We start from the raw sequence: 23,610 nt of genomic DNA on the forward strand, positions 1-23,610 counted from the left end.
CAGTGGCTTCCGGCAATGGGGTCCGGGCATTGCATGCGCATGCCAAGTTAAATCTCGCGCTGCACGTCACCGGCAGGCGCGCCGACGGCTATCACACGATCGAGAGCCTGGCGGTGTTCACGCGCTTCGGCGACCGGGTTGACATCGAGCTTGCCGACAGCGACGGGTTTTCCGTCTCGGGCCGATATGCCTCCGCAGTCCCGCTCGACGACAGCAATCTGGTCGTTAAAGCGCGCGACGCGCTGCGAGAGCAGGCCGGTCAGCGGCACACACCGCCGGTCGCCATCAGGCTCGAAAAAAACCTGCCGGTCGCATCCGGCGTCGGCGGCGGGTCGAGCGACGCCGCAACGGCGCTACGCGGGCTGGTTGAGATATGGAGGCTGGACCTCGGCGATGCCGACCTGGCGCGAGTCGGCCTCTCGCTGGGCGCCGACGTTCCCATGTGCCTTATGGCAAAGCCGCTGATCGCGCGCGGCGTCGGTGACGAACTGTCGGTCGTGCCGGGCTTTCCCGCGATCGGGCTGGTTCTCGTCAATCCCGGCACTGCCATCTCCACGGCCGAGGTGTTCAATGCGCTTTCTGATCGCGACAATGAGGGACTGCCGCCGCTGCCGCGCGACCTCGACTTCCACAGCATCCGCAATTGGCTGGAGATCACCCGCAACGATCTCGAGCCCGCGGCGCGGGCGATCCAACCCGCCGTCGGCAAGGCGCTGTCGGTGCTCAACAAGTCCGGAGCGGGGTTCGCCCGGATGTCCGGTTCCGGCGCAACCTGCTTCGGGCTGTTCGAGGCCGGCAATGTCGCCAAGCGCGCGGCCGTCGATATCCGCAGCCGCCATCCCGACTGGTTCGTCGCCGCGACGCGAAGCATGACATCGGAGGCTGACACGCATGGCCAGGATTGACGAGAGCCGCTCCTTCATTCCCGTGCGCATCGCGGTGCTGGCCGTTTCCGATACGCGCAGCCTCGCCGACGATAAATCCGGCGAAACGCTGGCCGACCGCATCGTGGAGGCCGGCCATATCCTGGCCGCCCGCGACATCGTCACCGACGACCGCGAAAAAATCCGAGACAAGGTTCTGGGCTGGTCGAGGGACGACGCGATCGATGTCGTCATCACCACCGGCGGCACCGGCTTTACCGGCCGCGATGTGACGCCGGAGGCGCTGGAGCCGATCTTCGAAAAGCGCATGGACGGCTTTTCCGAAGTGTTCCACCGCATTTCCTATGACAAGATCGGCACTTCGACGATCCAGAGCCGGGCGACCGGCGGCGTCGTCAACGCGACCTTCGTTTTCGTGCTGCCGGGTTCGCCCGGCGCCTGCAAGGACGCCTGGGACGGCATTCTGAAGCCGCAGCTCGACTACCGGCACATGCCCTGCAACTTCGTCGAGATCATGCCGCGCCTGGACGAGCATCTGCGGCGCGGCGGCACCAAGACAAGTTAGGCCAGGTTCCCAAAAGGCTGTTTCGGGCCAAAAATCAGCGCCAAAAATCAGCGAATAACCGGCTCGCCGTGGAACCGCCGACGCGAGGGCGGCGAAACGCCGAAGCCGACTTCCATCATCAGCCGCGGTTTGCGCGTCGGCACGGTGCCCATGTGGAAGCCGAAGGGATCCTCGACAAAGCCCAAACCTGCCTCGCCGGTCAGCATAATCGGGCTCTGCGCGCCGTAGACACTCAGAACCTCTTCCGCGGGGTGGCCGACAAGAAGCGTCATCTGATGCTTGAGGATGCGGCGATTATGGCTGCCGCGAACATAGACATGCGGACCGGTCTCGGCATCGACCGGATTGAGATAGAAGAAGAATTTCAGCATCCGCCAATCGTCGAGATCGAAGTGGTATTTGCCAAGCGACGCCAGGTTCTTCTCGGCGTCGGAGACGGAGCTCGTCGGAAAGCTCCACCAGACGCGCGTGGTGATCAGCTTCGCCTGGCTGCCGAGATAATGGGCTGCGATGTCGAGAAGCAGCGGGTCGCGCTGTACCGTAAGCGCAGCGTTGCAGTCGAGAACCCGCTCGAAAAAATGGCCGCTGAGCAAGGGACGGCCGAAGTGCTTCTCGGCCTCGGCATGTTCGGCCGGCAGGAACTCCAGGCGACGGTCGAAATTGCCGAAGCAAGGCGTGCGCTGCGCAAAGCTGGCGATTTCCTCGTGGATCGACGACGGCAGGGCAAGCCCGGAAAAGAGGCCGTCCGAGCGGAGCGCGCCGACCACCGCGTCACGATCGACGCCAGCGAACATCGTCTCCTGGTCTTTTTGTGTGGGTCGAACCGGTTTTGCGCCACGCCAATGCAACCGCCGCGCCGGCATGGTGCGCGCCAGCATAAACATCGGCAGCCATGCCGGATTTTCGCGAAGGTCCGACAGATAGGTCGGAATCCGCACCGCAATGCGGCGCAGCAGGCTGCCGTTTCGGGCGATCGACTCGAGGCTTGCAGCACCGGATTGGTCAGGACTTGAAAGGGTCATCAGGATCCTCAGCTATAAGGGCGCGTCGACGAAGCGTCGGCCGCTCACCGCTCAGGCGTTACCCAAACCCATCCGCCCGCATCAAAGGAATGGTAAGCCCCGGTTAGATTTTGTGCAATGCACAATGAAAGGAGCTGTCGCAAACTTTCCGGCAAGCTTGACGGAGCATTAAGGCTCGTTGATTTCGCGACAGCGAGTGTTTCGAGCGAGGTGGAACGAAGAGGTTGCGCACGGTGGAGAAGATCGCGACGAAGCGATTCAAACCCCGTCGAGAATGACGATCGTCGGCCGGTCTGGCAGGGTCTTCAGCGAAACCGTCAGCGACTGGCCGGACAGGAATTCCACTGCGAAATCGTCGCCCATCCTACCTGTGAATTCGCTGATCGGAGTCGCATGGCGATGCATCGGCAGGATCATCGAGGAATAGAGCCGCGCGGTGATTTCGGTCATCCGGTCGAGCGACAGCGTCATGCCGCCGTCGATAGGCACCATAAGGATGTCGAGCCGGCCGATGGCGCCGTAATGCGCGTCTTCCAGCCGGTGGTGCAGATGGCCGAGATGGCCGATGCAGAGCCCCGCCACTTCGAAAATGAAGATGGAATTGCCGTCCTTGCCGAGGTCGCCGCCATTGCGGATATCCGTCGGCACGTTGCGGATGTAGACATCGTCCACGACAAGGGCGTGCCGCGCCGGACCGCCGTCCGGATTCCAGCCGCGCAGCACATACTCAATGGCGGGATCCGGATGGTCCGAATAATGGGTGCGGTGCGCCTTGTTCATGGTCACCACGCGCGGCAGCGGGTCAGCGCCGTAAACGCCGGAAAAGTCGGTGGCGATCCTGACGCCGGCGGGCGTCTCGATGATGTAGGTCGAATGGCCGGCATAGGTGATCGTAACGTCGCCGTCGACGAAAGCCTCGGCCAGCGGAGGCGTCTGCGCCTTTGGCGCTGTGAAGCTGGCATAGGTGGCCGACGGCAGCGCTTCGGCGATCGCAACGCATCTCGACGGCGGCGGCTCTTCCTGGGCCGACGCGGCGAACGGCCAGAAAGCCAGGCTCAGCAGAACGGCGGCAGATAGGCGGAGCATGACTGCCTCCCTGGCAGGATCGGCGCTCATGCCACGATAGCGCCAGCAATTGTGATGGCTATCATCGGGACAGTCACGTTTTCGCGAGCGCCGGACGGGCTGGTCGTCTGAACCTTTTGTCCCGACTTACGCGACAAATCGCGTCGAATGGGACGCGCCACGGCCCTGCCGCCCCGATGATATCGTCAACGATCAGGGCGTCGGACGGAAGACGCCGTTCTCGTCGCGCTTGAGCGGCGCCTTTTGCCGGAAAAGCGGGGCACCAGGCGCTTCGGTGACCGAAACGCCCTCTGTCCAATCGGCGGGTGCAATAGCGATGTAACGCGCATATCCGCCTGACCCGCCAAGCGGCTTGGCAAAGCCGATTGTAACCAACGCCCCAGCCTCAGGCACCTTGTCGAGGTTTGCAACACCTTCTGCCTGCGTGAAATTGTTGTGAAGCAGCCAATGTTCGCCCTCGAGATTGGGCGTGGTGTCGGTGTCGAGCGGCTCATGACCATGAAACAGAATCTTCCGCTCCAGATGCAGGAACTTCAGCGCGTCCAAACTGACGCCTGGAAACGGCTTCTGGTTGAAGCGGGCGGCATCGGACCATTTCTTGTACCAATCCGAACGCACGAAGACGACCGAACCCTCCGGTATGCGGCCGTGCTCCTTTTCCCATTCTTCGATGTCGGCGACCTGGAGGTGATAGCCTTCGTCGGTCTGCACCTTGCCGCTGATGTCGATCACGACGAGCGGCCGCACGGCATAAGTGGCCGGCAGGTCGCTGATCGTTGCACCGAGTGGGTTCCAGTGGGAGGGCGGATCGAGCTGCGTGCCATATTGGTCCGTCGACAATTCGTAGGCGCTCCCGACGAACCCATGCTTGTCATAGGTGAACTCTTCGCCGGCCTTGACGTAGCCCTCGATGTCCTTCCCGGCGACAGCCGGTTTGAATTTGGCATTGGCGAAGCCCGGCCATACGGGCTGCACCGGCTCGAAGGCGTGGGTCAGATCGATGTACTTGGCCGATTTGAGCGTGTTCTCATAAACCGACCAAAGCGACGATTCCTGCGCCACCGCGATCGCCGGCACTGACCAAGCGGCTGCCAGCGAGGCGATACGAACGAATTTAGATACATTCATCTGCAATCTCCCCGAATATTGCTGAGTATCGCGAGTTTCCCGCAGGACGACAAGCATATGCATTCCTCCCAAGAGTATCGCGCCAATGCGGATTCCATCATGCCGCTTTCCGCCCACGGCTTGCGCGCCGCCTCACCCTAACGAAGGACGCGACGTTCCCTCGCCCGCTATGGGGAGAGTGACGACCGTCACTTCGCCGGCGCCACCCAGATTTCGGCGTCGAGCCTCTTGGTCGAAAGGCCGCGCGCGATGGCTTCGGCGCTGCGGGCGTTTTTCGATAAGGCCGCGGCCTGACGCTTGCTGATCACCAGCCCTTCGGCCAGAGCCCGGTTTCCCGAAAACACCCGCGACAGGAACGGCACGCGACTGCCGCGCGCCCGCGAAAACCGCGCCGGCATGGTTTGCCGGGCCGTGTGGGCGACGACTTCGTCGATCCAGCCTTCCGCCAACCGCGCCCCCGGCTCCAGCAGCAGCAGCCAGTCGCCCTTGGCCTGCCTGATGCCGGCGGCAATGCCGCCGCTCGCCACATAAAGGCAGCCGGCATGTTCGGCAACGCGGTACGTCTGGTCGGTCGAGCCGGTGTCGCAGACGATGACATCGCGCACCACGCCCTCGACCGCGCCGCCAATCAGCGAGGCAAGCGTGCGGGCAAGTCTCTCTTCGTCATTCAGGGTCTGGATGAGAACGCTAAGCATCGTTAGCCGAATAGCGGAATGCGGGGCGCAGTGCCAGTTTTTGCGTAGCATGGCAAAAATGTTCTTGATTTGTTCTGGTGGATAAAATAGGATTATTTTCATGAACAGAGCGATTCGACAGCCAGCCGACAGTCCCTGGGAGAGGGCAAAAATGGAACAGATCGTACGTGCCGACATTGCCGCCTTCGGGGCTGGAAGGGCCGAGATGGCCAATGCAATGATCGAGCAGAGTGGCGTCCGAATCCGTCCAGACCGCAATCGCGGCCGGTCCGCCGGCATCAACCCGTCCGGCCGGTTCGAACCGGTCAGCCGGCATGTGTTCGATGATGGCTGGAACTCGCTGGAGGAGCTGCCGCCTTTCAAGACCGAGGTGCAGGTCGAAAAGCCGCGCACCATCATCACCCGTAACGAATCGCCCGACATTTCCTTCGACCGCTCGATCAACCCCTACCGCGGCTGTGAGCATGGCTGCGTCTATTGCTTCGCGCGGCCGACGCACAGCTTCATGGGCCTGTCGCCGGGGCTGGATTTCGAATCGAGGCTGTTCGCCAAGCCGGATGCGGCGCGGCTACTCGACAAGGAACTGTCGAAGGACGGCTACCAGCCGCGCACCATCGCCATCGGCACCAACACCGATCCCTACCAGCCGATCGAGAAGCAGTACCGGATCATGCGCGAGATCCTCGAAGTGCTGGAGGCGCGCGGCCACCCGGTCGGCATCGTCACCAAGTCCGCGCTGGTGACGCGCGACATCGACATCCTGTCGCGCATGGCCGAACGCGGGCTGGCCAAGGTGGCGCTGTCGGTGACGACGCTTGACCGGATGCTGGCCAGAACGATGGAGCCCCGCGCGTCGACGCCGACCAAGCGGCTGGAGGCGATCAGGCAGCTTTCGGACGCCGGCATTCCGGCCTCGGTCATGGTCGCTCCGATCATCCCCGGCCTGACCGATCAGGAGATGGAACGCATCCTCGATTCGGCACGTGCAGCAGGAGCGCGCGAGGCCGGCTATGTCGTGCTGCGCCTGCCGCTGGAGGTCGCGCCGATCTTCAAGGATTGGCTGCTGCGCCATTATCCGGACCGCTACCGTCACGTCATGTCACTGATCCGCTCGATGCGTGACGGCAAGGATTACGATTCGGATTGGGGCAAGCGCATGAAAGGCGCCGGCCCCTATGCCTGGCAGATCGGCCGGCGCTTCGAGATCGCCGCCAAACGGCTTGGCCTTAACGCCGAGCGGCGGTCGCTCAGGACCGACCAGTTCGTTGCGGCGGCCAAGGCAACCGAGCAACTGATGCTGCTGTGAAGACATCGTGTGCCGCCGCTGCCGGCGGCACATGAAAAATCCCGTCCGGCCTGTCCTTGTCCCCGGGCTTGCAGACGGTGCCCTCCGGGTCCGGTGCCTCACCCGACCCGGAGGGGCTTGCGGAGAATCGGAGCCGATGCGAACCTCGCCGCAACATGGCTCGCGCGCGTTCTGATTCTCCGCTTCTCTTCGAAATCGTTGAGAGACCCGATTTCTCTTTCGAGGCGAAGGCGATGGCCGAAGGCCTATGGCCGGTGGCGGGAATGGACGAGGCAGGCCGTGGCCCGCTCGCCGGGCCGGTCGTGGCGGCAGCGGTGGTGCTCGATCCCGCCAACATTCCCGACGGCCTCGACGATTCCAAGCGCCTCAGCCATCTGCAGCGCGAGGCGCTGTTCCTGAAAATCCTCGGCTCCGCTCTTGGCGTGTCGATGGCTTCGGTCGGCGCGGAAGGCATCGATGGCAGCAATATTCTCAGGGCAAGCCTCGAGGCGATGCGTCGCGCTTTGGTCGGGCTCTCGGTGCAGCCAAAGCTGGCCCTGGTCGACGGACGCGACGTGCCGCCCGGACTGCCATGCGAAGGCAGAGCGCTGATCAAGGGCGACCAGCGCTCGCAGTCGATCGCCGCCGCGTCGATCGTCGCCAAGGTGATGCGCGACCGCATGATGTGCGGCTGCGGCGGCCATCACGCGCATTACGGTTTCGAACTCCATATGGGCTACGCCACGGTCCGCCACCGTGCCGCGATCGAGGTGCATGGACCGGTGGCGCGGCTGCACCGCGCGTCCTTCGCACCGTTCCGGCTTGGCGGAACCGAGGTGCAGGACGAAGAGAGTTTTTCGGGTCTGGATTAAGCGATGGTCCATCGTCGCGCTTTCTCCCCCCTTGAGGGGGAGATGGCCGGCAGGCCAGAGGGGGTAGCAGCGCGTGAAGCGCCAACCTCCTCTCTCATTCGACGTATTATCCGATATCGCGTCGCGCCAGCCGAGGCGACCCCCTCTGTCGCCTTCGGCGACATCTCCCCCTCAAGGGGGGAGATTACCGCTCAGGCGCTTTCGCCTAACAAAAAAAGCCGCCAGGTTTCCCGGGCGGCTTCGATGACTTCCTGATGAAGTCGCTTAATTCAGCTTGGACTTCACATCCTGAAGCGAGGCCTTGAACAGGTCGGCGCCCGCCTTTGCGTCAATCTTGCCGGCGAGCAGCGTGCGTGCGGCTTCGACGGCGATATCGACGGCGCTGGCGCGCACCTCGCTGATCGCCTCGCGCTCGGCCTGACCGATCTTCTGTTCGGCAAGTGCGGTGCGCCGGGCGACATAATCCTCGGTCTTCTTGTGCGCCTCGGCAGCCAGCATGTCGGCCTCGCGCTTGGCGGCGGCGACGATGGCGGCGGCCTCCTGCTCGGCTTCCTTGCGCTTGCGCTGGTATTGGCCGAGCAATTGCTGGGCCTCCTCGCGCAGCCGGCGCGCTTCTTCAAGCTCGTTGCTGATCTTGTCGGCGCGGGCGTCAAGCGCCTTGGCGATCAGCTTAGGCACCTTGACGTAGACGGCAATGGCCAGAAAAATGACGAGGGCAACAGTGGCCCAAAGCGTCGCGAGTGATGTGGCGTCCATAATGCGCTCCTCACCGGGCCACGGATTTGACGGCTGCCGCGATCTCGGCCTTGCTGGCCTTGCCGCCGACAAGCGCCTCGACGATTGCCGAAGCAGTGTCCTCGGCGATCGTGCCGACTTCCTTCATGGCATTGGCCTTGATGGACGAAATGCGAGCCTCGGCTTCGCCAAGCTTCTGGTCGAGCGCAGCCTCGACCTTCTTGCGGGCGGCCTCGGCTTCCGCCTTGGCGGCATCGTTGGCCTGCTGGCCGATCGCATTGGCCTTGATCTTGGCCTCCGCCAGTTCCTGCTCATAGGCGGCAACGGCGGCATCGGCCTCGCCCTTCAGCCTGGCGGCATGATCGAGATCCTGGGTGATGCGGTCGTTGCGGACATCGATGATGCCGCCAACACGCGGCATCACCACCTTCTTCAGGAACAGGTAGAACAGCCCGAAGGTGATCGCCAGCCACACAAGCTGCGACGGGAATGTCGCCGGATCGAATGGCGGGAACACGCCGTGCGCCTCGGCAGGCACACCGGTGCCGGAATGCGTATCGCCTTCCGTGCCGGTATGGCCGCCTTCGACAGCGGGCGCGGACTCTTGCGCAAAGGCAGATGTCACGAACATGGACTATCCCCTGATGTCAGGCCTGCCGCTGATTGCGGCCGGCCCGTCCAATTCCCAATGTTAGCCGAACAGGGCCAGAAGCGCGATGAGCAGGGAGAAGATGCCCAGCGCTTCAGTCACGGCGAAGCCGAAGATCAGGCGGCCGAACTGGCCATCCGCGGCCGACGGATTACGCAATGCGCCCGCCAGATAGCTGCCGAAGATGTTGCCAAGGCCAATACCGGCGCCACCCATGCCGAGGCATGCGATGCCGGCGCCGATGAACTTTGCTGCTTCTGCTTCCATGTGTTCAACTCCTTTGGATCTAAAAATTCCGTTGCGATTTTCTATCCCGGCAGCAAGGCCGGAAACTCTTGGGTCAACCTGGGTCAGTGCCCGGGATGCAGGGCGTCGTTCAGATACATGCAGGTCAGCACGGCAAAGACGTAGGCCTGCAGGAAGGCGACCAGCAGTTCCAGCGCCGTCAGCGCCACAGCCATCGCCAGCGGCAGGACCGATCCGGCAATGCCGAGCGTGCCAAGCGCGCTCAAGCTCACCACGAAGCCCGAGAACACCTTCAGCGTGATGTGGCCGGCCAGCATGTTGGCGAACAGACGAACCGAGAGGCTGACCGGGCGCGAAACGAAGGAAATCACCTCGATCAGCACCACCAGCGGCAGCAGGTAAACCGGCACGCCATGCGGCACGAACAGTTTCAGGAAACCAAGGCCATGCTTCATGAAGCCGTAGACGACGACGGTTCCGATCACCAGCGCGGCAAGGCCGAAGGTGACGATGATATGGCTTGTGACGGTGAAGAAATATGGAAAAAGACCGAGCAGATTGGCAACGAGCACGAACATGAACAGCGAAAATACCAAGGGAAAGAACTTCATGCCTTGGGTTCCGGCTGCGTCCCTCAGCATGTTGCCGACGAATTCGTAGGCCATTTCCGAGACCGACTGAAGACGGCTAGGAACGAGGCTGCGGCTCGAGGTGCTGAGATAGAGAAACGCCGAGGCAACGGCGACGGTCGCGACCATGAAGAGTGCAGAATTGGTGAACGACAGGTCGTAGCCGCCGATCTCGATCGGAATCAGCTTGTTGATATGGAACTGGTGGATCGGATCGACCTTGTCAGCAGCCACTTTAAATCCCCATCAAAGCCGCGCGCGGCTTTAGTGTCCTGTTCACTGCGCCGGCAAGCGGCGCCTCAAGTCATTCTTTCGGATCGCGGGCTTTGTCGCCCTGTCCGAATTCCGCCATAAGTCCCGCGGAGCGCAGGACATTGAGCACGCCGGCGCCAAAACCGAGCAGCAAAAAAACGATCAGACCCCATGGCGATGTCCCCGCCACACGGTCGATGATCCAGCCAAGACCAGCACCAACCACTATCCCGGCGATGAACTCGCTGGATAGCTTGAGCGCCTGGCCATATCCGGCCGCACTGCCCGCTTTCGCGTCGTCTTTCCCCTCGAGCCGGTCCGGCCGCCTTGTCGCAAGCGATGCTTCAAGGTCGCGCCGGCGGCGCTCAAGATCGTCGTCGCGGATGTCGGCTTGACGCTGTTTGCCGCGGCCGGTTTCTCCGGTTCCGTCTGGCCCATTCTTGTCGGCCATCGCAACCCCCTTGCCCGTTCAGATCGTCACCGTCCGTCCGCTCTTAAGTCGCCGGCAACATAGTTAGAGGGTCCGCGCCCGTCAAGCCACGGGCGGGACTTCCGCCTTAAGTATTTTCTCCATTCATATCAATGGCTTGCCAGGGTGCGACATCGTGCCCGCTACCGCCGCTGGCGTGCCGCGGCCGAATCCCTGCGGCGACGGGTCTTCGATCGGCCGCGCCCGGGGCCTTGCCGGAGCGCTCAGCTCCAGCCGCCGCCATAGGTGCGATAGAAGATGTGCAGGCCGATCCTGGTCATTTTTTTCATCGTCCGCGCCCAACCCGGGTTGACGTAGTTGGCGTAGTAATGGGTCGACGATCCGACTTCCGGGATGAAGATCTTGCCGGCAGTGACCGCCATGGCGATGTCCTGCGCGGTCTTGTAGTGGGCGGGACTCTGGATGCGCTTCTTCCTGCCGTCGCAAGCGAAGGAAAACTGGCAACGGTTGAACCATTTGTCGTTCTGATAGACGACGCCGCAGATTGAGTTCGGATAGGCCGGATTGCGAACGCGATTGAGGATGACCTGGGCGACGGCGGCCTGGCCGCGCACCGTTTCACCCCGCGCCTCGAAATAGATGCCGTTGGCGAGGCAAGTCTGTTCCGCTTTGGAGAATACGCTCGCCGGCAGCGGAGTTTGCATCCACGAATGATCGCCCTTGGCCACCGGCGGAATGAAGCGGCCATCATTCGGCTTCTCGTCCTGAAGCAAGGCCTCGAAGGGCGAAGCCTGGGCATAGTCGGGCGCGGCCGCTGCGTAGGCCGTCGCCAGGACGTCGGGGCGATCGTTGTTGACCAGTGCGGCCAGCATGGCCGGCACGCCGGGATCCGGCTTCTTGTCGACGCGCCTATGAAACGCGGCGGCAATCTGGATCTCCTTGCCTTTGATCTCGGGCTTGGCGAAAGCCATTTTCAGGCCACTGTCCATGCTCGGGCGAAGCAGCGAGGAGGAGCGCTCAAACACCGAGCCGGCATTGAAGTTCTTCGGCGGCGCGACCGGCGAGACGATGATGATGCGGCCCTTCTTGTCGGCGCGCATGATGCGGTCCTCGTCGGGCGTCGTGCTGGCCACGCTGCCCTTGCCGCGAAACGACACGGCGCCGATGCCGGGCAACCGGACGCCGGAACCCGAGATCGAACCGGTGGTGTCGGAATCGAGGAAAGGCATTTCGGCGGCATGGACCGAGCCGGCGACGGATTTCTCGACATAGGCGTTCCAGCGGGCGTTCGGCGCCTTGAGGCCGGAAACCAGGCTCGTCATGTCCTGGTAGGCAATGGCATTGGGAAAGCCGACCCAGATGCCAATTCCAACGACCAGAGGAGACAGAAAGGAACGTCTTTTCTCACCGGCGAAAGCGACAAGCCGCTTCAAAACACGTCGATGCACGGAACTCTCCAGAAACGCAACGGACCCCACTGGAGAGGCACGATGATGCATTAACCTTGATGGGGCGTTAACGGAGTTCGACAGCGCCAATCATTTCAAAGGCTTTGTTGGAAACGGCTCCAACCGTCCCAATGACCGCTCCGCAGAGCGCTGTTCAGAGATGGAGGGATTCTCCTCTATGCCACGAACATGCTTTACGGCCCGCCATCGGCGAGCGGTCTCTTGCTTCAATGAGGTTTTTCGGTGGCGTGCTGGTCGGTCAGGGGATAATTCCCCGAGGGCCCCGGCGCAGCTGGATCTGGCGGGTACCGCAGCATTTCTTGAACTTCATACCTGAACCGCAAGGACATTGATCATTGCCGCCGCGTTGCAGCCGGCCGACCAGGGGCAGCAGCGCTGCGGAAGGCAGGAGCGATGCCGCAAGGGCAGCCAACTTGGCCGAGATTCCCGGCACGACGAGGCGACGACCGGATTTGAACCCTCGCCACGCCCGTTCGGCCACATACTCCGGACCCACCTTGGGCAAGATGTTGAAGAGCACCGTCTGATTGGCGCCTGACCTTGCGAGAAACTCCGTCGACACCGGGCCTGGCGCCACGCATGTGACCGTCACACCGGTTCGGCGCAATTCCTGGTGAAGCGCCTCTGAGAAGACGCGCACGAAACCTTTGCTAGCGAAGTACAGAGCCATATAAGGCCCAGGAAGGAACCCGGCCACGGAACTGAGATTGAGCACCCCGCCCCGTCGGCGCGCCACCATGCCCGGCAGAAAATGGAGGGTCAGTTCCGTGAGGGAATGTATGTTGAGATCGATGATACCGAGTTGACCATCAATGGGCAGCGCCGTCGCCGCGCCCCGCAGGCCATAGCCGGCGCTGTTGACCAGGACATCACAGACCAGGCCGTGTGCGGACAGAAAGCCCTCCAGGCGCGTTGGCGCATCGCCTGCCACGAGATCCAGCTCGAGCGTGAATGCCTCGCCGCCCGCCTCCCGAACCTCAGACGCCGCGGCGGCCAAACCCTCGGGCGAGCGGGCAACCAGCACAACCGCACCGCGCTCCCGTGCAGCGACGCCCGCAATCGCCCGGCCAATTCCACCCGAGCCGCCAATCACGACGACGGCTGGCCGGAATTCATAGTGCGAAATCACGTCGCGTTACTCCGTCTTGCAGGAGCGGAAGCACCTTGCCTGAGCAGCACCACTTCATTCGCGACGGTGCCGTTCAGGATCTTTTCGAATCGCTCCAGTGCTCGTGCGACGTTCGCTCCATCCATGACCCGGTGATCGTAGTGGATGCGGACATTCACCGATCCGTCTTTTTCGATCGGACCGTAGTTTAGAAGCGTGGTCAGTGGTGTCAGCGGGTTGAGTGATTCCGCACCGAGACCAGAATAGACGGACAGTTGGAAGGTACCGAAGTAATTTGCCCTTTGCCGGCCGATGTTCAACCCTAGCCACATAAGCAGCCACCTGACTGGCGCAGGCGCACCTGCCATCCGCAAGGCACGCCGGAACTCCGGGACCTCCAGGATCGGCCGTGATCGAGCCGCGTGGATGGACCCCTCAAGTTCCGTGATGGAGTAGCGCTCCGGGCACTTGATGCAGCTCAGCAGAACGGCCGGCTCGCCGTCATATTCGCGCTCGTGGGCAATCGAGGCTACGCTTGCCGGATACTCGTAAAGCTGCGGCCAGGGCAACTTGACATAGGCGCGCCGCAGCTCCGGCATCTCCAGGGCGAGAAGCGCATATCCTTTCAGGAAGATCGCAGTCCACGAGGGCCTGGTCTGCTGCGCCATTCTAGCCCTTACGAGTGGGCCGAGGTTCATCTGACGCTGCACCGCGACGCGTGGCACGCCGATCGAAAACCTCATCAGATCGCCAACAAGGCGCCGGGGCGCCGAAAGCTTGAGGGCTCGGCCTCGCATCAAACGACCTCTAATAAAGATAAGGGAATATTCGCTTGGTCCTTTCCATATAGGCGCGGTATTGCGGGCCTAAATTCTCCAGCATCATACGCTCTTCCTTATCCACTCTCAGCAGGAAAAGCACTGCGAATCCGATCAAACCAGATATGCCCGCAACCCAGTTCGGCAGCAGAAAGAGCTGGCCGAGCCCCATAAGCAGAAACGAGGTGTACATCGGGTGACGGACCAAGGCGTATGGCCCGGCGCTGACCAGTTCATGCCGCTCGCGAATCTCGAGCGTGATCGACCAGTTACGGCCAAGTTCCTTGTGGGACATGCGAAAAATCCACAGCGCGGAGCAGAAGATGATGGTTCCGAGCGCCACCGACCACACGCTGGCCGGATGGTCAGCCGCTGCGGGGATGCCGGTGGCGACATAGAAGCCAGGCAGGATAGCCAGGCCAAGGAGAGCCGATGCAAGCCCGACGGTGTCGGAACTTGAGCGGCCGCCAGCTACAATTCGCACGCGCCTTGCCCGGCGCTCGAAGGGATACCGGATCACATACCAGGCAACGATGCCGATCACCCAAATGATCTCGCCAAGTGAAGCTACAGAAATGGTCACTTCAGGTCACCGGAGCCTTTTCTCGATCTGGGACTACGATAAACCGTCGCAACGATGTCAGCGTCCGAACTGTCGACCGAAGACATTCAGAGCGCGCTCCTTTCGGAGTTGACCGGGCGAATGAGGCGAAAGCGGGTTTGCCAATCGCATTTCAACCGCCGTTCATCTCCCGAAGCTTGGTTATGAATTGTTGCGGCCGGAGCCAGGTACCGGGGGTCTTATACCCCATCGATCTGGCGATGTCCGCTACGAATGCGTTGCAGTTGTAGAGCGAGGCGTGCCAAAGTGGAGAGCTGGCCTGCAGCCTTCGTATGCTCGCGACGACTTTCCTATATTCGGCTTCGGTAAGTAAAACACGCCAGCTTGCCGACCGGTAGGCATCTTCCAGGTCGCCGTCCGTCCACCCGGTCGAGGCTGGCACGGGCGCCAAATGGCCGAGAACATAGACATTGGGATCACTGGACTTCGGAGCGAGCCCCGCGACTTCGGGGTTGACCATCCGTCCCGCCTGGTTCAATCGTCCAAAAATCACGAAGGAATGGCCGTAGGTAAGGGCGTACCGGGAGCGGAATTCGATGAAATGCCGTTGGGCTTGAGTTGATGCCGCCGCGGGCGCCATCATCGCCGCGGATCTCAGTGCCCGATCATCGGACACGAAAGTCGGCTGGGGCTTGTTGTCCTGCGACTGACATGACGCCGCGACAAGCGCGAGCAGGGCCACAATTGTTGAACGGCCACTTACAAGCGTCATCTCATCCAGAACTCCGAGGACCGCAGACCTAGTGCCAGCCTATGCCCGCCAACCTCAGGTAGGCTGCGAATCCGGCCTTGGCCCCTGCATATCGATGGGGAAGGGCCTGGCGGCCCTTCCCCAAATCTCCGAAAGCCGGTGCTTATTTAATCACGGGCTCTTCTACGGCAGCGGGTTCCGGCGGAGGAGCCTTCCCCTTTCCTTTACCGATCCAGCCGTTCGCGCAGCCGCTCAGGCTGGCAACGGCGAGGGTAGCAACCATTACAATCAACATCCTGCTCATCAAGCAATCCTTTCCCCAGGGGCGGAACAGCCAATAGAATCGCCACAAATAAAACGATATGCAGCCCCACCAAGTTAGCTGCGATCTACACCAACGCCTAGTGCAGAAATGACACAGTTGGCACCCGGTTGCAGGCGGCTGCTTTGCGGTGACGTGCCGGCAGGGCTCACCATCCAACGGAGATCAGGCCTGCCCACCATCAAACAACCACCACCGTCGTGCCCAAAGGAGTACGTTCGTAGAGGTCAATGATGTCGTCATTTATCAAACGGATGCACCCGTTCGATACCGCTGTGCCTATCGTCCATGGCTCGTTTGTACCATGTATCCGGAAGTGGGTGTCGCGCCCGTCGCGATAGAGATAAAGGGCACGCGCACCTAGCGGGTTGTTTGGTCCGCCAGGGACCCCCCCTGCATACTGCACCAGGCGCGGCTTGCGCCTCATCATGCTGGCGGTGGGTGTCCACGACGGCCAGTCCGCCTTGCGGGCGACGGTCGCTGTACCCTTGAACGAAAGTCCCTGCTCGCCGACGCCGACGCCGTAGCGCGTCGCCCACCCGTCGGTCTCGACGGCATAGAGAAAACGTTGCGAAGTATCGACGACGATCGTTCCAGGCGGCTCGTTTCCGTCGTACCGCACATGCCGCCGTCGGAAACGAGGATTGAGGCCATTCCTTGGTCCGAACGCGGATGAAATCGGCTCCGCCACCTGTCGTAGCGTCGACGTACATCCGGAAAGCATCAGAGCCAGACTACCCAGCACGAGCCCCCGGCGCGCAATGTGGTGTTCTTCCATTTCTACCTGCTAGGAAACTGGTTAATCTACCCCGCCCTCGTCTCTACCATTCCAAGGCCTGCGGGCCAAGTCTCGCTGTGTGGTGGCAAAATGAATTCACAGGATTGACAAGCGAATTGGAGCGAAACTTCTTGCGATAAGCGTCTGCCTCTGCTCGGTTATGTCACAATGGGCAAAGGACAGAGACGATGAAGGCTGACTTCCATGGGAAAGTCGCGATTGTGACCGGTGCAGGCTCCGGAATAGGAGCGGCTGTTTCACGGCAACTCGCGCAAGAAGGAGCCGAGGTTGTTGTCGCCGACCTTGATGCCGAGGCCGCGCACTGCAAAGCCGCCGAAATAAGGTCGCAAGGGGGCAGGGCCTACGACTTTGCGGTCGATGTCACGGATGCGGCAGCCGTCGAAAAGCTGATCGAGTTCACTGTCCAGAAATGCGGCGGACTGGATATGGCGGTAAACAATGCAGGCATCGACGGCGTTCGAAAAGCAACGGCAGACTATCCGCTCGACAACTGGCACAAGCTTATAGACGTCAATCTGAATGGCGTCTTCTACAGCATGAAGTACGAAATCGCCGCCATGCTGGATCGAGGCGGAGGCGCCATCGTGAACATGTCCTCGATTCTCGGTTCCGTCGGCTTGCCAACTGCGTCCGCATACACGGCAGCGAAACACGGGGTCGTTGGACTGACCAAGGTTGCGGCGATCGAATATGCGAGGATGGGCATCCGGATCAATGTCGTCGGCCCCGGCTGGATCGAAACGCCGCTTTTGTCGGAGCAAGTGGAGGCATTGACCACCCGGCGCATGGCAGCCCTTCAGCCGATGGGCAGACGCGGCAAACCGGAAGAGGTAGCGGCTCTTGTGTGCTTCCTGTTGTCGGATCAGGCCAGCTTTGTCACTGGCAGCTACCATCTGGTCGACGGAGCTTACACCGCCCATTAGGTGCAGAGGCTGTCCCACTCGTGCTGGCTACTGTCAGGGCGATGACGCCGCAGATCGCCGGCTGCCCGCACTGCCTGAGATGGCGCTGTTCCCGCATCGCAAGGAAGGCCGAGCCAGACCCGGTGGCGGCGCGACTTGCCGACATCCTGCTGCAGGTGGCGGTGGAATCGCCTACCCGAAAATGTGCAGGCGCTGCCCGCGAGCGGCCTGCGGAGCGTAGCCTGATGCTGGCGCCCAGAAGACGCGCAGCTCAGCGGCGTTTTTTCGCCTTGCTGGCGAACGGATTTTCCGAGGTGCGCAGGGCGATGCGGATCGGCACGCCGGGCATGTCAAAGGCTTCGCGCAGGCTGTTAGAGAGATAGCGGACATAGGATTGCGGCATCGCGTCCGGCCGTGAGCAGGACACGACGAAGCCCGGCGGGCGCGTCTTGGCCTGGGTGACATATTTGATCTTCAGCCGACGCCCTGCCACGGCAGGCGGCGGATGATGCGCCAGGATGCCTTCCAGCCAGCGGTTGAGCTTGCCGGTCGAGACGCGGCTGTTCCACACTCTGTGCGTCCGGATGACGGCATCCATCAGCTTGTCGAGGCCGCGCCCGGTTTCGGCCGAGACCGGAACCGCCTGCATGCCGCGCGCCTGCGGCAACAGCCGCTCGGTCTTCTCGCGCAGTTCCGCCAGGAGTTCCTGGGGGTGGTCGATCATATCCCATTTGTTGAAGGCGATCACCGGCGCGCGGCCCTCGCGGATGATCAGGTCGGCGATCTGCAGATCCTGCTTCTCGAAAGGAATGGTGGCGTCGAGCACGATGATGACGATCTCGGCAAAGCGAATGGCGCGCAGGGCATCCTGCACCGACATGACTTCCAGCTTTTCGTGGATCCTGGCCTTGCGGCGCATGCCGGCGGTGTCGAACAGCTTCAGGCGGCGGCCATGCCAGTCCCAGTCGACGGAGATGGAATCGCGGGTGATGCCGGCTTCCGGCCCGGTCAAGAGCCGCTCCTCACCGATCAGCGCGTTGATCAGCGTCGATTTGCCGGAATTTGGGCGCCCGACGACGGCGATGCGCATCGGTTTGGTATCGTCGTAGCTCGGCTCGGCATCCGGATCGGTGATGTCCTCGCCGATCAGCACCTCGCTGGCGGCGGTCTCCTCGTCCGCATCCTCTTCTTCTTCGCCGAAGGCGCGCGCCTCGCCCAGTGCTGATATCACCGCATCGCGCAAATCGGGCAGGCCCTGGCCGTGTTCGGCCGAGACCGGGATTGGCTCGCCAAGGCCGAGTTCCCAGGCCTCCAGCATGCCGCCCTGGGCGCCGCGCGCCTCGGCCTTGTTGGCGACGACGACAACCGGTTTGCCGGACTTGCGCACGATCTCAGCGAAGGTCTTGTCGTCAGGCATCAGCCCGGACTTGGCATCGATCGTGAAAAAGATCAGGTCGGCTTCCCGGATGGCGATCTCGGTCTGGGCGCGCATGCGGCCCGGCAGCGTCGAAGCAGCAGCATCCTCGAAGCCGGCGGTGTCGATGACGTCGAAATGCAGATCGTAAAGCTTGGCGGCATGGACGCGACGGTCACGAGTGACGCCCGGCGTGTCGTCGACAAGCGCCAGCTTCCTTCCCACCAGACGATTGAAAAGGGTCGATTTGCCGACGTTAGGCCGGCCGATGATGGCGACTTTGAACGTCATGCGGCCCTACATCTGCCAGCATGTCGTCGTCCCAAAACCGCTGCACACTTTTTGGCGACATGCATCTGCCATGCATGTCGTTGTCCCAAAACCGCAACACACTTTTGGGCGACATACATTACGACACGCTGCCCGACCCACGGATCAGCTCGGACATCAACGTCGCCCGCTCGCGCGCGTTGCGCGGGGCGCCGTCATCCGAGGCGATCTGGTCGAACAGTTTCAGTGCGTCCGTCGCCTTGCCTTCCTTCCAGGCGGCAAGGCCGAGCGCCTCGCGCGCGGTATGGCGCAGCGGATTGGTGTCGGCGGTGAGCGTCTCGACGCGGCTGGAGACATCGGCGAACGAACCGTGGTCTACGAGCAGCAGCGCTGCCCTGATGCGCGCCATGTCGCGAAGGCCTGATGGAATGTCCGTGTCGGCGGCGACCTCGTCGAAGTCCTTGACGGCGGCGACGACATCGCCCTTATCCGCCTTGACGGTTGCCGCGCGCATGCGGGCGAGCAGCGGATAGGCGCCGTAGCCATCCTTTTCCAACGCAGCGAGGGCAGTCAGCGCTTCGTCGCTCTTGCCCTCATTGGCAAGCTTCAGCGCCTGCGAGAAGGCGTCGCCCGAGCGATTGGCGCGAGTCTCGTCCCAATAGCGATAGCCGACGAAGGCCGCGGTGCCGACCACCACCAGTATCGCAAGCGCAAGCAAGGCAGGACCAAAACGGTCCCATAGCGCATGCGCCTGATCGCGACGCATCTCTTCGTTGACTTCGCGGATAAAACTGTCGTCCGACATCTCAAAACCATCCTGCCCGCCCCAGGGCGGTTTAGAGCGACGTGCGTCCATGGAAAGTACGCTCTAACACTTTGAATTTGCGCATCGTGCTTCCTGAAAATCAATGCTGCTTTTCAGGCCGATGCGGTAGCCCGCGTTTTAGCGAAATTTTGCCGGCATGGAAGGGGTTGGACAGGAAAATCGGCTAATCGCCGACACGTGGCCGCCCGAGGCAACCGCACCCGCGCCACATTTCGCCGATAGCCGGTGCTCGAACCCTCCTCCAATCCAGATCAGATGCTAATGCCTCGTTCGTCCCGCGTTGTTGCATTCTCCATCGCGTCGCTTGCTGCAGCGGGCGCCGCTGTCGCCGATCCGCCCGCGGCGCCACCGCCGGCAAGGCCGAAACAGGCCGTCATCATCTCGTTCGACAGCGCTCGCGATATTTCGCAGTGGAAGCGCAGCAGGGCGCTGGCCGCGCGCACCGGCGCGCATTTCACTTACTTCGTGTCCTGCGTCTTCCTGCTCTCGCCGGAAACGCACAAGGCGTACATGGCGCCCGGCAAGACATCGGGCAAATCCAACATCGGCTTTGCCGCCTCGAAACAGGACGTCGCCGACCGGCTCGAGCAGATAAACCTTGCCGTCTCAGAAGGCCACGATATCGGCAGCCACGCTTGCGGCCATTTCGACGGCAAGGACTGGAGCAAGGCCGACTGGCTGAGCGAGTTCGGTTCGTTCAAGCATATTCTCGAGAACGCCTATTCGATTAACGCTATTACCGCTGAACCCGCGGGCTGGCGCGAAATCGCGCGCAAGGCGGTCGGCTTTCGCGCCCCCTATCTGTCGGCAAACAAGGCGCTCTACGAGGCGCTGCCAAAGGCGGGCTATTTGTTTGACGCGAGCGGTGTGTCGCGCGGCCCTGCCCGGCCACCGACCCGCGACGGCATCACACGCTTCTCGCTGCCGCAGATCCCGGAAGGTCCTGACACAAGGCGGGTGATCGCCATGGACTACAATCTCTATATCAGGCATTCCGGCGGCTTCGAGCGGCCGAGCAAGGCGGACGAATTCGCCAACCGGACCCATGACGCCTTTCGCGCCGCGTTCGATGCCCAATACCAGGGCAAACGCATTCCGCTGGAACTCGGCTTCCATTTCACACTGATGAATGACGGCGCCTACTGGCACGCGCTGGAACGCTTTGCCGGCGAGGTCTGCACCAGGCCCGACGTCGAGTGCATCAGCTATCGCGACTATGTTTCGCGGCGCGATGGCGGCCAAACGCAGGCGTCGGTGGGCGGCTGGATCCGGAAGTGACAGCCGCCCGCCACTGTTAGCTCACCGGCTGATCCTCAGGGCGCAAGCCGGCTCGCTCTCGCTCCAGATAGTGCTGGTCGATTTCCGGCAGCGGCGCCCCTTCAAGCGTCGCCTCGAAGGCGCGCAGGCGCTTGTAGATGGATATCAGCTCGACGATAGTCGGCCAGGAATTCACGAGATATTGGAACGAAGTGGCGACTTGTGAAAAGGCGGTGACAATTTGCTGGAAAACGCCAAATGTTATCTTACCGATTGCCAAGGTTGGAACGAGAATAAGCGTAGCGAAGACGTTGTCGACTTGAAGGTATAGATAGCGGACCATGTCGAAATAGACATAGTGTGCATAGAGAGTGAAATAGTTCTTGCGAACATTTCTGAAAAGCTCGACCAACGTTGGTGGCTGCGCTCGCGCCGTATCGTCCTCACCGAGGACAAGTTCCTTGCGCAGAGCGGCTTCAACACGCTGATTACGAAATTCCAGCCCGGGCAGCTTGACGCCGACGACTGCCAACAAGCCGGTGCCAAACAACGACCAGGCGATCGCCGCAACAACCAACGGATAAGGGATTGCTCCGACTATTGGGAGAGTTGGAACATGGAGAGAAAGGGATGCCAGCAAGGGTAGAAAAGCAATCAGGGTCATGATGGAGTCGATGAAGTTCACTCCGAGCCCCTGCATTGTGCCCGAGAAGCGCATCGTGTCGTCCTGAACGCGCTGCGACGCCCCTTCGATATGGCGCAGCCTCGGCCAGTAAGCGGTAAAATAATCGTTCATCGCCGTACGCCAGCGGAAAACATAGTGCCTGACGAAGAAAACGTTCAGAACGGCAATGGTCATATAGACCAGGGCCAAAGACAGAAACTGCCATACTCCGTAGTAAAGCTCGGCAGGCGCAACGGACCCGGGCGTGGTGAGCGCCTTCTGCACCATGTCGTAAAACATGCCACGCCAGTCATTGAGCGCCACACTTATCTGCACGATGAAATTGGTGACGAAAATAATCAAAGCAGAGCCAAGGATCGACCAGTTCTGCCAACGGTGTGGGGCATACAGCGACCAAAAAAGGTAGAATACGCCCATACCGGCGAAGAAATATGCGTAGAACCAGAGGAATGCCGGCGTCAGGAATCTTATTGGGCTGATGACGGGTGCGGCCCGCGGATCGACCGGCGGCATCCCAAGCATCGTGCCAAGGTGTTCGCCGCCGAAAAACCACAGGAGGACGAGCAGAAGGCTCCAGACGGCGGCCGAGATGAAAAAAAGCTTCGGCTGCGGGAAGAAGGATACGAACACGGTGGGGAAATCCTCGGTCGATGCGCAAATCAGCGGCGTTGCTGTTCAGCGGGCATAAGGTCACACATCGATCGGAATGAAAATGGCCGGTGCGCGATGCCCGGCACCGAGCAAGACCACAATCATGGCGATTTTGGCGCAGCCGACCAGATGACCGCGCCGGAGACAAGCAGGACGGCGGCGGCCACAATCGATGCGAGGAAGAAGTCGCCCGAGGCTTCGGCAAGCAGCCCGGCGACGATCGGACCGATGATCTGACCGAGGCCGAACGAGGCCGTCATCAACGCCAGGATCCGGCGTGGCGCTTGCGGGGCAAGCTGCCTTCCGGTCTGCAGACCGAGCGCGGTGATGGCGATGAAGGTCCCGCCAAGCAGAAACCCGCCGAGCAGCGGCCCAATGTGTCCGCCCATGGCGACGCTCGCGGTGACGCCGACCACCTCGACGATGCACCCGAAGGCATAAGCCTGGTAGAGCCCGATCTTTCCGGCGATCTTCTGCCAAAGCCAGACCGAGGGAATCCCGGCAAGGCCGGTGACCATCCAGACCACGGCTTCGAAGACGCGGCCGCCGCCGCCCTGCCGGACGATGGCGACCAGAAAGGTCGCCGTCACGATATAGCCGAAGCCGAACAGCCCATAGGCGACAATGATCTTAGTCAGCGAGCGGTCCTTCGGCAGCGCCGGTTCGCGACCATCGGCGCCGTTGGCGGTCGCAGTGCTGCCGAGCAGCAGCGCCACGAGGGCAAAGGCGCAGGCTGAGATCGCGGCGGACCAGAACCAGGCCGCCGTCCAGCCGGCATGCCCGGTGACGAGGACAGCCATCAGCGCCGAGGACGCCGCAATGCCGAGGCCGACGCCGCCAAAATGCAGCGCCTGCAGGTCGTTTCGCCCGGCCGCGGCCAGATGGCCGAAAACGATGCTGGACATGAAGACCAAGACAAAGGCGCTGGCCACACCGGCAAGAAAGCGGATGACGAGAAAGGCCGGGATAGTACCGGCCAGGCCCATCAGCCCGGTGAGGACTGCGGTGGCGGCAAGACCGGCCAGCATCAGCAAACGCTCGCGACCGTGCGCCCAGGCGCCGACGGCCGCCAGCGCACCGATGAGATAGCCGAGATAGTTGGCGGATGCGATCCAGCCGGCATCGGCCGGCGACAGGCCAAGTTCCTCCATCATGCCGGGCAGGATCGGCGTGTAGACGAAGCGGCCGATTCCCATGGCAACGGCTAGGGCAATCATGCCGGCGAAGGCGAGACGCACAGGGGATGGCAAAGCGGTTTTCATTGCAGTGCACAATAGGTGCACGAGCCTGTCAAACAA

At 62.0% G+C, this 23,610-nt stretch carries 26 protein-coding genes; 6 read left to right on the plus strand and 20 right to left on the minus strand.

The window, feature by feature from the left end:
* Positions 1-2: 2 nt before the first annotated feature.
* Together AC0L3I_RS25695 and moaB are read left to right on the plus strand one after the other, a co-directional pair.
* Positions 3-905 (plus strand): 4-(cytidine 5'-diphospho)-2-C-methyl-D-erythritol kinase, encoded by a 903-nt coding sequence (locus tag AC0L3I_RS25695; protein ID WP_473528708.1) that lies wholly within the window; start codon positions 3-5, stop codon positions 903-905.
* Positions 892-1,449, plus strand: coding sequence for a molybdenum cofactor biosynthesis protein B (gene moaB, locus AC0L3I_RS25700; RefSeq protein ID WP_258119209.1), 558 nt, complete (start codon positions 892-894; stop codon positions 1,447-1,449). Before AC0L3I_RS25695 ends, moaB begins: the two co-directional genes overlap by 14 nt.
* Positions 1,450-1,496: 47 nt before the next feature.
* Here moaB and AC0L3I_RS25705 read toward each other — a convergent pair whose 3' ends face one another.
* The 4 genes from AC0L3I_RS25705 to AC0L3I_RS25720 all read right to left on the minus strand — a co-directional run bounded on the left by AC0L3I_RS25705 (position 1,497) and on the right by AC0L3I_RS25720 (position 5,380).
* The gene (locus AC0L3I_RS25705) at positions 1,497-2,471 is read right to left on the minus strand and encodes a phytanoyl-CoA dioxygenase family protein (protein WP_473487670.1); all 975 of its coding nucleotides are present in this window, start codon (positions 2,469-2,471) and stop codon (positions 1,497-1,499) included.
* A gap of 258 nt (positions 2,472-2,729) precedes the next feature.
* A complete protein-coding gene (locus AC0L3I_RS25710; RefSeq protein WP_473528683.1) occupies positions 2,730-3,557 on the minus strand; it encodes an MBL fold metallo-hydrolase in 828 nt (275 codons plus the stop codon).
* Between the two features lie 192 nt (positions 3,558-3,749).
* Positions 3,750-4,685: a cyclase family protein gene (locus AC0L3I_RS25715; RefSeq protein ID WP_473528684.1), complete on the minus strand. Its 936-nt coding sequence runs from the start codon at positions 4,683-4,685 to the stop codon at positions 3,750-3,752.
* Between the two features lie 188 nt (positions 4,686-4,873).
* Positions 4,874-5,380, minus strand: a complete 507-nt coding sequence (locus AC0L3I_RS25720) for a glycosyltransferase (protein WP_473528685.1) — start codon at positions 5,378-5,380, stop codon at positions 4,874-4,876.
* A 151-nt stretch (positions 5,381-5,531) separates the two neighbouring features.
* Here AC0L3I_RS25720 and AC0L3I_RS25725 point away from each other — a divergent pair, with 151 nt between their 5' ends.
* Together AC0L3I_RS25725 and AC0L3I_RS25730 are read left to right on the plus strand one after the other, a co-directional pair.
* Positions 5,532-6,686 (plus strand): PA0069 family radical SAM protein, encoded by a 1,155-nt coding sequence (locus AC0L3I_RS25725; RefSeq protein ID WP_473528686.1) that lies wholly within the window; start codon positions 5,532-5,534, stop codon positions 6,684-6,686.
* Between the two features lie 155 nt (positions 6,687-6,841).
* Positions 6,842-7,537 (plus strand): ribonuclease HII, encoded by a 696-nt coding sequence (locus tag AC0L3I_RS25730; protein ID WP_473487676.1) that lies wholly within the window; start codon positions 6,842-6,844, stop codon positions 7,535-7,537.
* A 264-nt stretch (positions 7,538-7,801) separates the two neighbouring features.
* On the opposite strand, the gene AC0L3I_RS25735 is transcribed toward AC0L3I_RS25730, so the two are convergent.
* From AC0L3I_RS25735 to AC0L3I_RS25790, 12 genes are all read right to left on the minus strand, one after another.
* The gene (locus AC0L3I_RS25735) at positions 7,802-8,293 is read right to left on the minus strand and encodes a F0F1 ATP synthase subunit B (protein WP_473528687.1); all 492 of its coding nucleotides are present in this window, start codon (positions 8,291-8,293) and stop codon (positions 7,802-7,804) included.
* Between the two features lie 10 nt (positions 8,294-8,303).
* Positions 8,304-8,903, minus strand: a complete 600-nt coding sequence (locus AC0L3I_RS25740; RefSeq protein ID WP_473528688.1) for a F0F1 ATP synthase subunit B — start codon at positions 8,901-8,903, stop codon at positions 8,304-8,306.
* Between the two features lie 60 nt (positions 8,904-8,963).
* Positions 8,964-9,188 carry a F0F1 ATP synthase subunit C gene (locus tag AC0L3I_RS25745; protein ID WP_023799397.1) on the minus strand — a complete coding sequence of 75 codons (225 nt, stop codon included), beginning with the start codon at positions 9,186-9,188 and terminating at the stop codon, positions 8,964-8,966.
* 83 nt (positions 9,189-9,271) lie between these two features.
* On the minus strand, positions 9,272-10,030 hold the full coding sequence (locus tag AC0L3I_RS25750; protein WP_077381387.1) for a F0F1 ATP synthase subunit A: 759 nt from the start codon (positions 10,028-10,030) through the stop codon (positions 9,272-9,274).
* A 70-nt stretch (positions 10,031-10,100) separates the two neighbouring features.
* Positions 10,101-10,499 (minus strand): AtpZ/AtpI family protein, encoded by a 399-nt coding sequence (locus tag AC0L3I_RS25755; RefSeq protein ID WP_023799399.1) that lies wholly within the window; start codon positions 10,497-10,499, stop codon positions 10,101-10,103.
* A gap of 242 nt (positions 10,500-10,741) precedes the next feature.
* On the minus strand, positions 10,742-11,926 hold the full coding sequence (locus AC0L3I_RS25760; RefSeq protein ID WP_473487679.1) for a cell wall hydrolase: 1,185 nt from the start codon (positions 11,924-11,926) through the stop codon (positions 10,742-10,744).
* 259 nt (positions 11,927-12,185) lie between these two features.
* On the minus strand, positions 12,186-13,073 hold the full coding sequence (locus tag AC0L3I_RS25765; protein WP_473487694.1) for an SDR family NAD(P)-dependent oxidoreductase: 888 nt from the start codon (positions 13,071-13,073) through the stop codon (positions 12,186-12,188).
* Entirely contained in the window at positions 13,073-13,852 is a 780-nt protein-coding gene (locus AC0L3I_RS25770) for a hypothetical protein (RefSeq protein ID WP_473487680.1), read from the minus strand. The genes AC0L3I_RS25765 and AC0L3I_RS25770 overlap by 1 nt, the downstream gene beginning before the upstream one ends.
* A gap of 10 nt (positions 13,853-13,862) precedes the next feature.
* Positions 13,863-14,450: a protein-S-isoprenylcysteine O-methyltransferase gene (locus tag AC0L3I_RS25775; protein ID WP_473487695.1), complete on the minus strand. Its 588-nt coding sequence runs from the start codon at positions 14,448-14,450 to the stop codon at positions 13,863-13,865.
* A gap of 157 nt (positions 14,451-14,607) precedes the next feature.
* Complete coding sequence (locus AC0L3I_RS25780) at positions 14,608-15,207, minus strand: hypothetical protein (protein ID WP_473528689.1); 600 nt, start codon at positions 15,205-15,207, stop codon at positions 14,608-14,610.
* Between the two features lie 142 nt (positions 15,208-15,349).
* Entirely contained in the window at positions 15,350-15,490 is a 141-nt protein-coding gene (locus AC0L3I_RS25785; RefSeq protein ID WP_082982116.1) for an ABC transporter, read from the minus strand.
* A 199-nt stretch (positions 15,491-15,689) separates the two neighbouring features.
* The gene (locus AC0L3I_RS25790) at positions 15,690-16,286 is read right to left on the minus strand and encodes a L,D-transpeptidase (protein WP_473528690.1); all 597 of its coding nucleotides are present in this window, start codon (positions 16,284-16,286) and stop codon (positions 15,690-15,692) included.
* 188 nt (positions 16,287-16,474) lie between these two features.
* Between AC0L3I_RS25790 and AC0L3I_RS25795 the strand changes: the two genes are divergently transcribed.
* The gene (locus AC0L3I_RS25795; RefSeq protein WP_473528691.1) at positions 16,475-17,230 is read left to right on the plus strand and encodes an SDR family NAD(P)-dependent oxidoreductase; all 756 of its coding nucleotides are present in this window, start codon (positions 16,475-16,477) and stop codon (positions 17,228-17,230) included.
* Positions 17,231-17,480: 250 nt separating this feature from the next.
* On the opposite strand, the gene der is transcribed toward AC0L3I_RS25795, so the two are convergent.
* Complete coding sequence (gene der, locus AC0L3I_RS25800) at positions 17,481-18,914, minus strand: ribosome biogenesis GTPase Der (RefSeq protein ID WP_473528692.1); 1,434 nt, start codon at positions 18,912-18,914, stop codon at positions 17,481-17,483.
* Positions 18,915-19,032: 118 nt separating this feature from the next.
* Positions 19,033-19,698, minus strand: coding sequence for a tetratricopeptide repeat protein (locus AC0L3I_RS25805; protein WP_473528693.1), 666 nt, complete (start codon positions 19,696-19,698; stop codon positions 19,033-19,035).
* A 282-nt stretch (positions 19,699-19,980) separates the two neighbouring features.
* Between AC0L3I_RS25805 and AC0L3I_RS25810 the strand changes: the two genes are divergently transcribed.
* On the plus strand, positions 19,981-20,997 hold the full coding sequence (locus AC0L3I_RS25810; RefSeq protein WP_473528694.1) for a polysaccharide deacetylase family protein: 1,017 nt from the start codon (positions 19,981-19,983) through the stop codon (positions 20,995-20,997).
* Between the two features lie 16 nt (positions 20,998-21,013).
* Here the strand turns inward: AC0L3I_RS25810 and sbmA are convergent, their stop codons facing one another.
* Both sbmA and AC0L3I_RS25820 read right to left on the minus strand, forming a co-directional pair.
* Positions 21,014-22,291: a peptide antibiotic transporter SbmA gene (gene sbmA / locus AC0L3I_RS25815; protein WP_473528695.1), complete on the minus strand. Its 1,278-nt coding sequence runs from the start codon at positions 22,289-22,291 to the stop codon at positions 21,014-21,016.
* A gap of 122 nt (positions 22,292-22,413) precedes the next feature.
* The gene (locus AC0L3I_RS25820; protein WP_473528696.1) at positions 22,414-23,574 is read right to left on the minus strand and encodes a YbfB/YjiJ family MFS transporter; all 1,161 of its coding nucleotides are present in this window, start codon (positions 23,572-23,574) and stop codon (positions 22,414-22,416) included.
* Positions 23,575-23,610 lie beyond the last annotated feature (36 nt).

This window comes from Mesorhizobium sp. WSM4840 (assembly GCF_055811755.1).

Coding starts and splice junctions, on each gene's coding strand:
- moaB (WP_258119209.1), top strand. CDS start 892: ATGGCCAGGATTGACGAGAGCCGCTCCTTCATTCCCGTGCGCATCGCG.
- AC0L3I_RS25705 (WP_473487670.1), bottom strand. CDS start 2,471: ATGACCCTTTCAAGTCCTGACCAATCCGGTGCTGCAAGCCTCGAGTCG.
- AC0L3I_RS25710 (WP_473528683.1), bottom strand. CDS start 3,557: ATGCTCCGCCTATCTGCCGCCGTTCTGCTGAGCCTGGCTTTCTGGCCG.
- AC0L3I_RS25715 (WP_473528684.1), bottom strand. CDS start 4,685: ATGAATGTATCTAAATTCGTTCGTATCGCCTCGCTGGCAGCCGCTTGG.
- AC0L3I_RS25720 (WP_473528685.1), bottom strand. CDS start 5,380: ATGCTTAGCGTTCTCATCCAGACCCTGAATGACGAAGAGAGACTTGCC.
- AC0L3I_RS25725 (WP_473528686.1), top strand. CDS start 5,532: ATGGAACAGATCGTACGTGCCGACATTGCCGCCTTCGGGGCTGGAAGG.
- AC0L3I_RS25730 (WP_473487676.1), top strand. CDS start 6,842: ATGGCTCGCGCGCGTTCTGATTCTCCGCTTCTCTTCGAAATCGTTGAG.
- AC0L3I_RS25735 (WP_473528687.1), bottom strand. CDS start 8,293: ATGGACGCCACATCACTCGCGACGCTTTGGGCCACTGTTGCCCTCGTC.
- AC0L3I_RS25740 (WP_473528688.1), bottom strand. CDS start 8,903: ATGTTCGTGACATCTGCCTTTGCGCAAGAGTCCGCGCCCGCTGTCGAA.
- AC0L3I_RS25745 (WP_023799397.1), bottom strand. CDS start 9,188: ATGGAAGCAGAAGCAGCAAAGTTCATCGGCGCCGGCATCGCATGCCTC.
- AC0L3I_RS25755 (WP_023799399.1), bottom strand. CDS start 10,499: ATGGCCGACAAGAATGGGCCAGACGGAACCGGAGAAACCGGCCGCGGC.
- AC0L3I_RS25770 (WP_473487680.1), bottom strand. CDS start 13,852: ATGCGAGGCCGAGCCCTCAAGCTTTCGGCGCCCCGGCGCCTTGTTGGC.
- AC0L3I_RS25780 (WP_473528689.1), bottom strand. CDS start 15,207: ATGACGCTTGTAAGTGGCCGTTCAACAATTGTGGCCCTGCTCGCGCTT.
- AC0L3I_RS25785 (WP_082982116.1), bottom strand. CDS start 15,490: ATGAGCAGGATGTTGATTGTAATGGTTGCTACCCTCGCCGTTGCCAGC.
- AC0L3I_RS25790 (WP_473528690.1), bottom strand. CDS start 16,286: ATGGAAGAACACCACATTGCGCGCCGGGGGCTCGTGCTGGGTAGTCTG.
- AC0L3I_RS25795 (WP_473528691.1), top strand. CDS start 16,475: ATGAAGGCTGACTTCCATGGGAAAGTCGCGATTGTGACCGGTGCAGGC.
- der (WP_473528692.1), bottom strand. CDS start 18,914: ATGACGTTCAAAGTCGCCATCATCGGCCGGCCTAACGTCGGCAAATCG.
- AC0L3I_RS25805 (WP_473528693.1), bottom strand. CDS start 19,698: ATGTCGGACGACAGTTTTATCCGCGAAGTCAACGAAGAGATGCGTCGC.
- AC0L3I_RS25810 (WP_473528694.1), top strand. CDS start 19,981: ATGCCTCGTTCGTCCCGCGTTGTTGCATTCTCCATCGCGTCGCTTGCT.
- AC0L3I_RS25820 (WP_473528696.1), bottom strand. CDS start 23,574: ATGAAAACCGCTTTGCCATCCCCTGTGCGTCTCGCCTTCGCCGGCATG.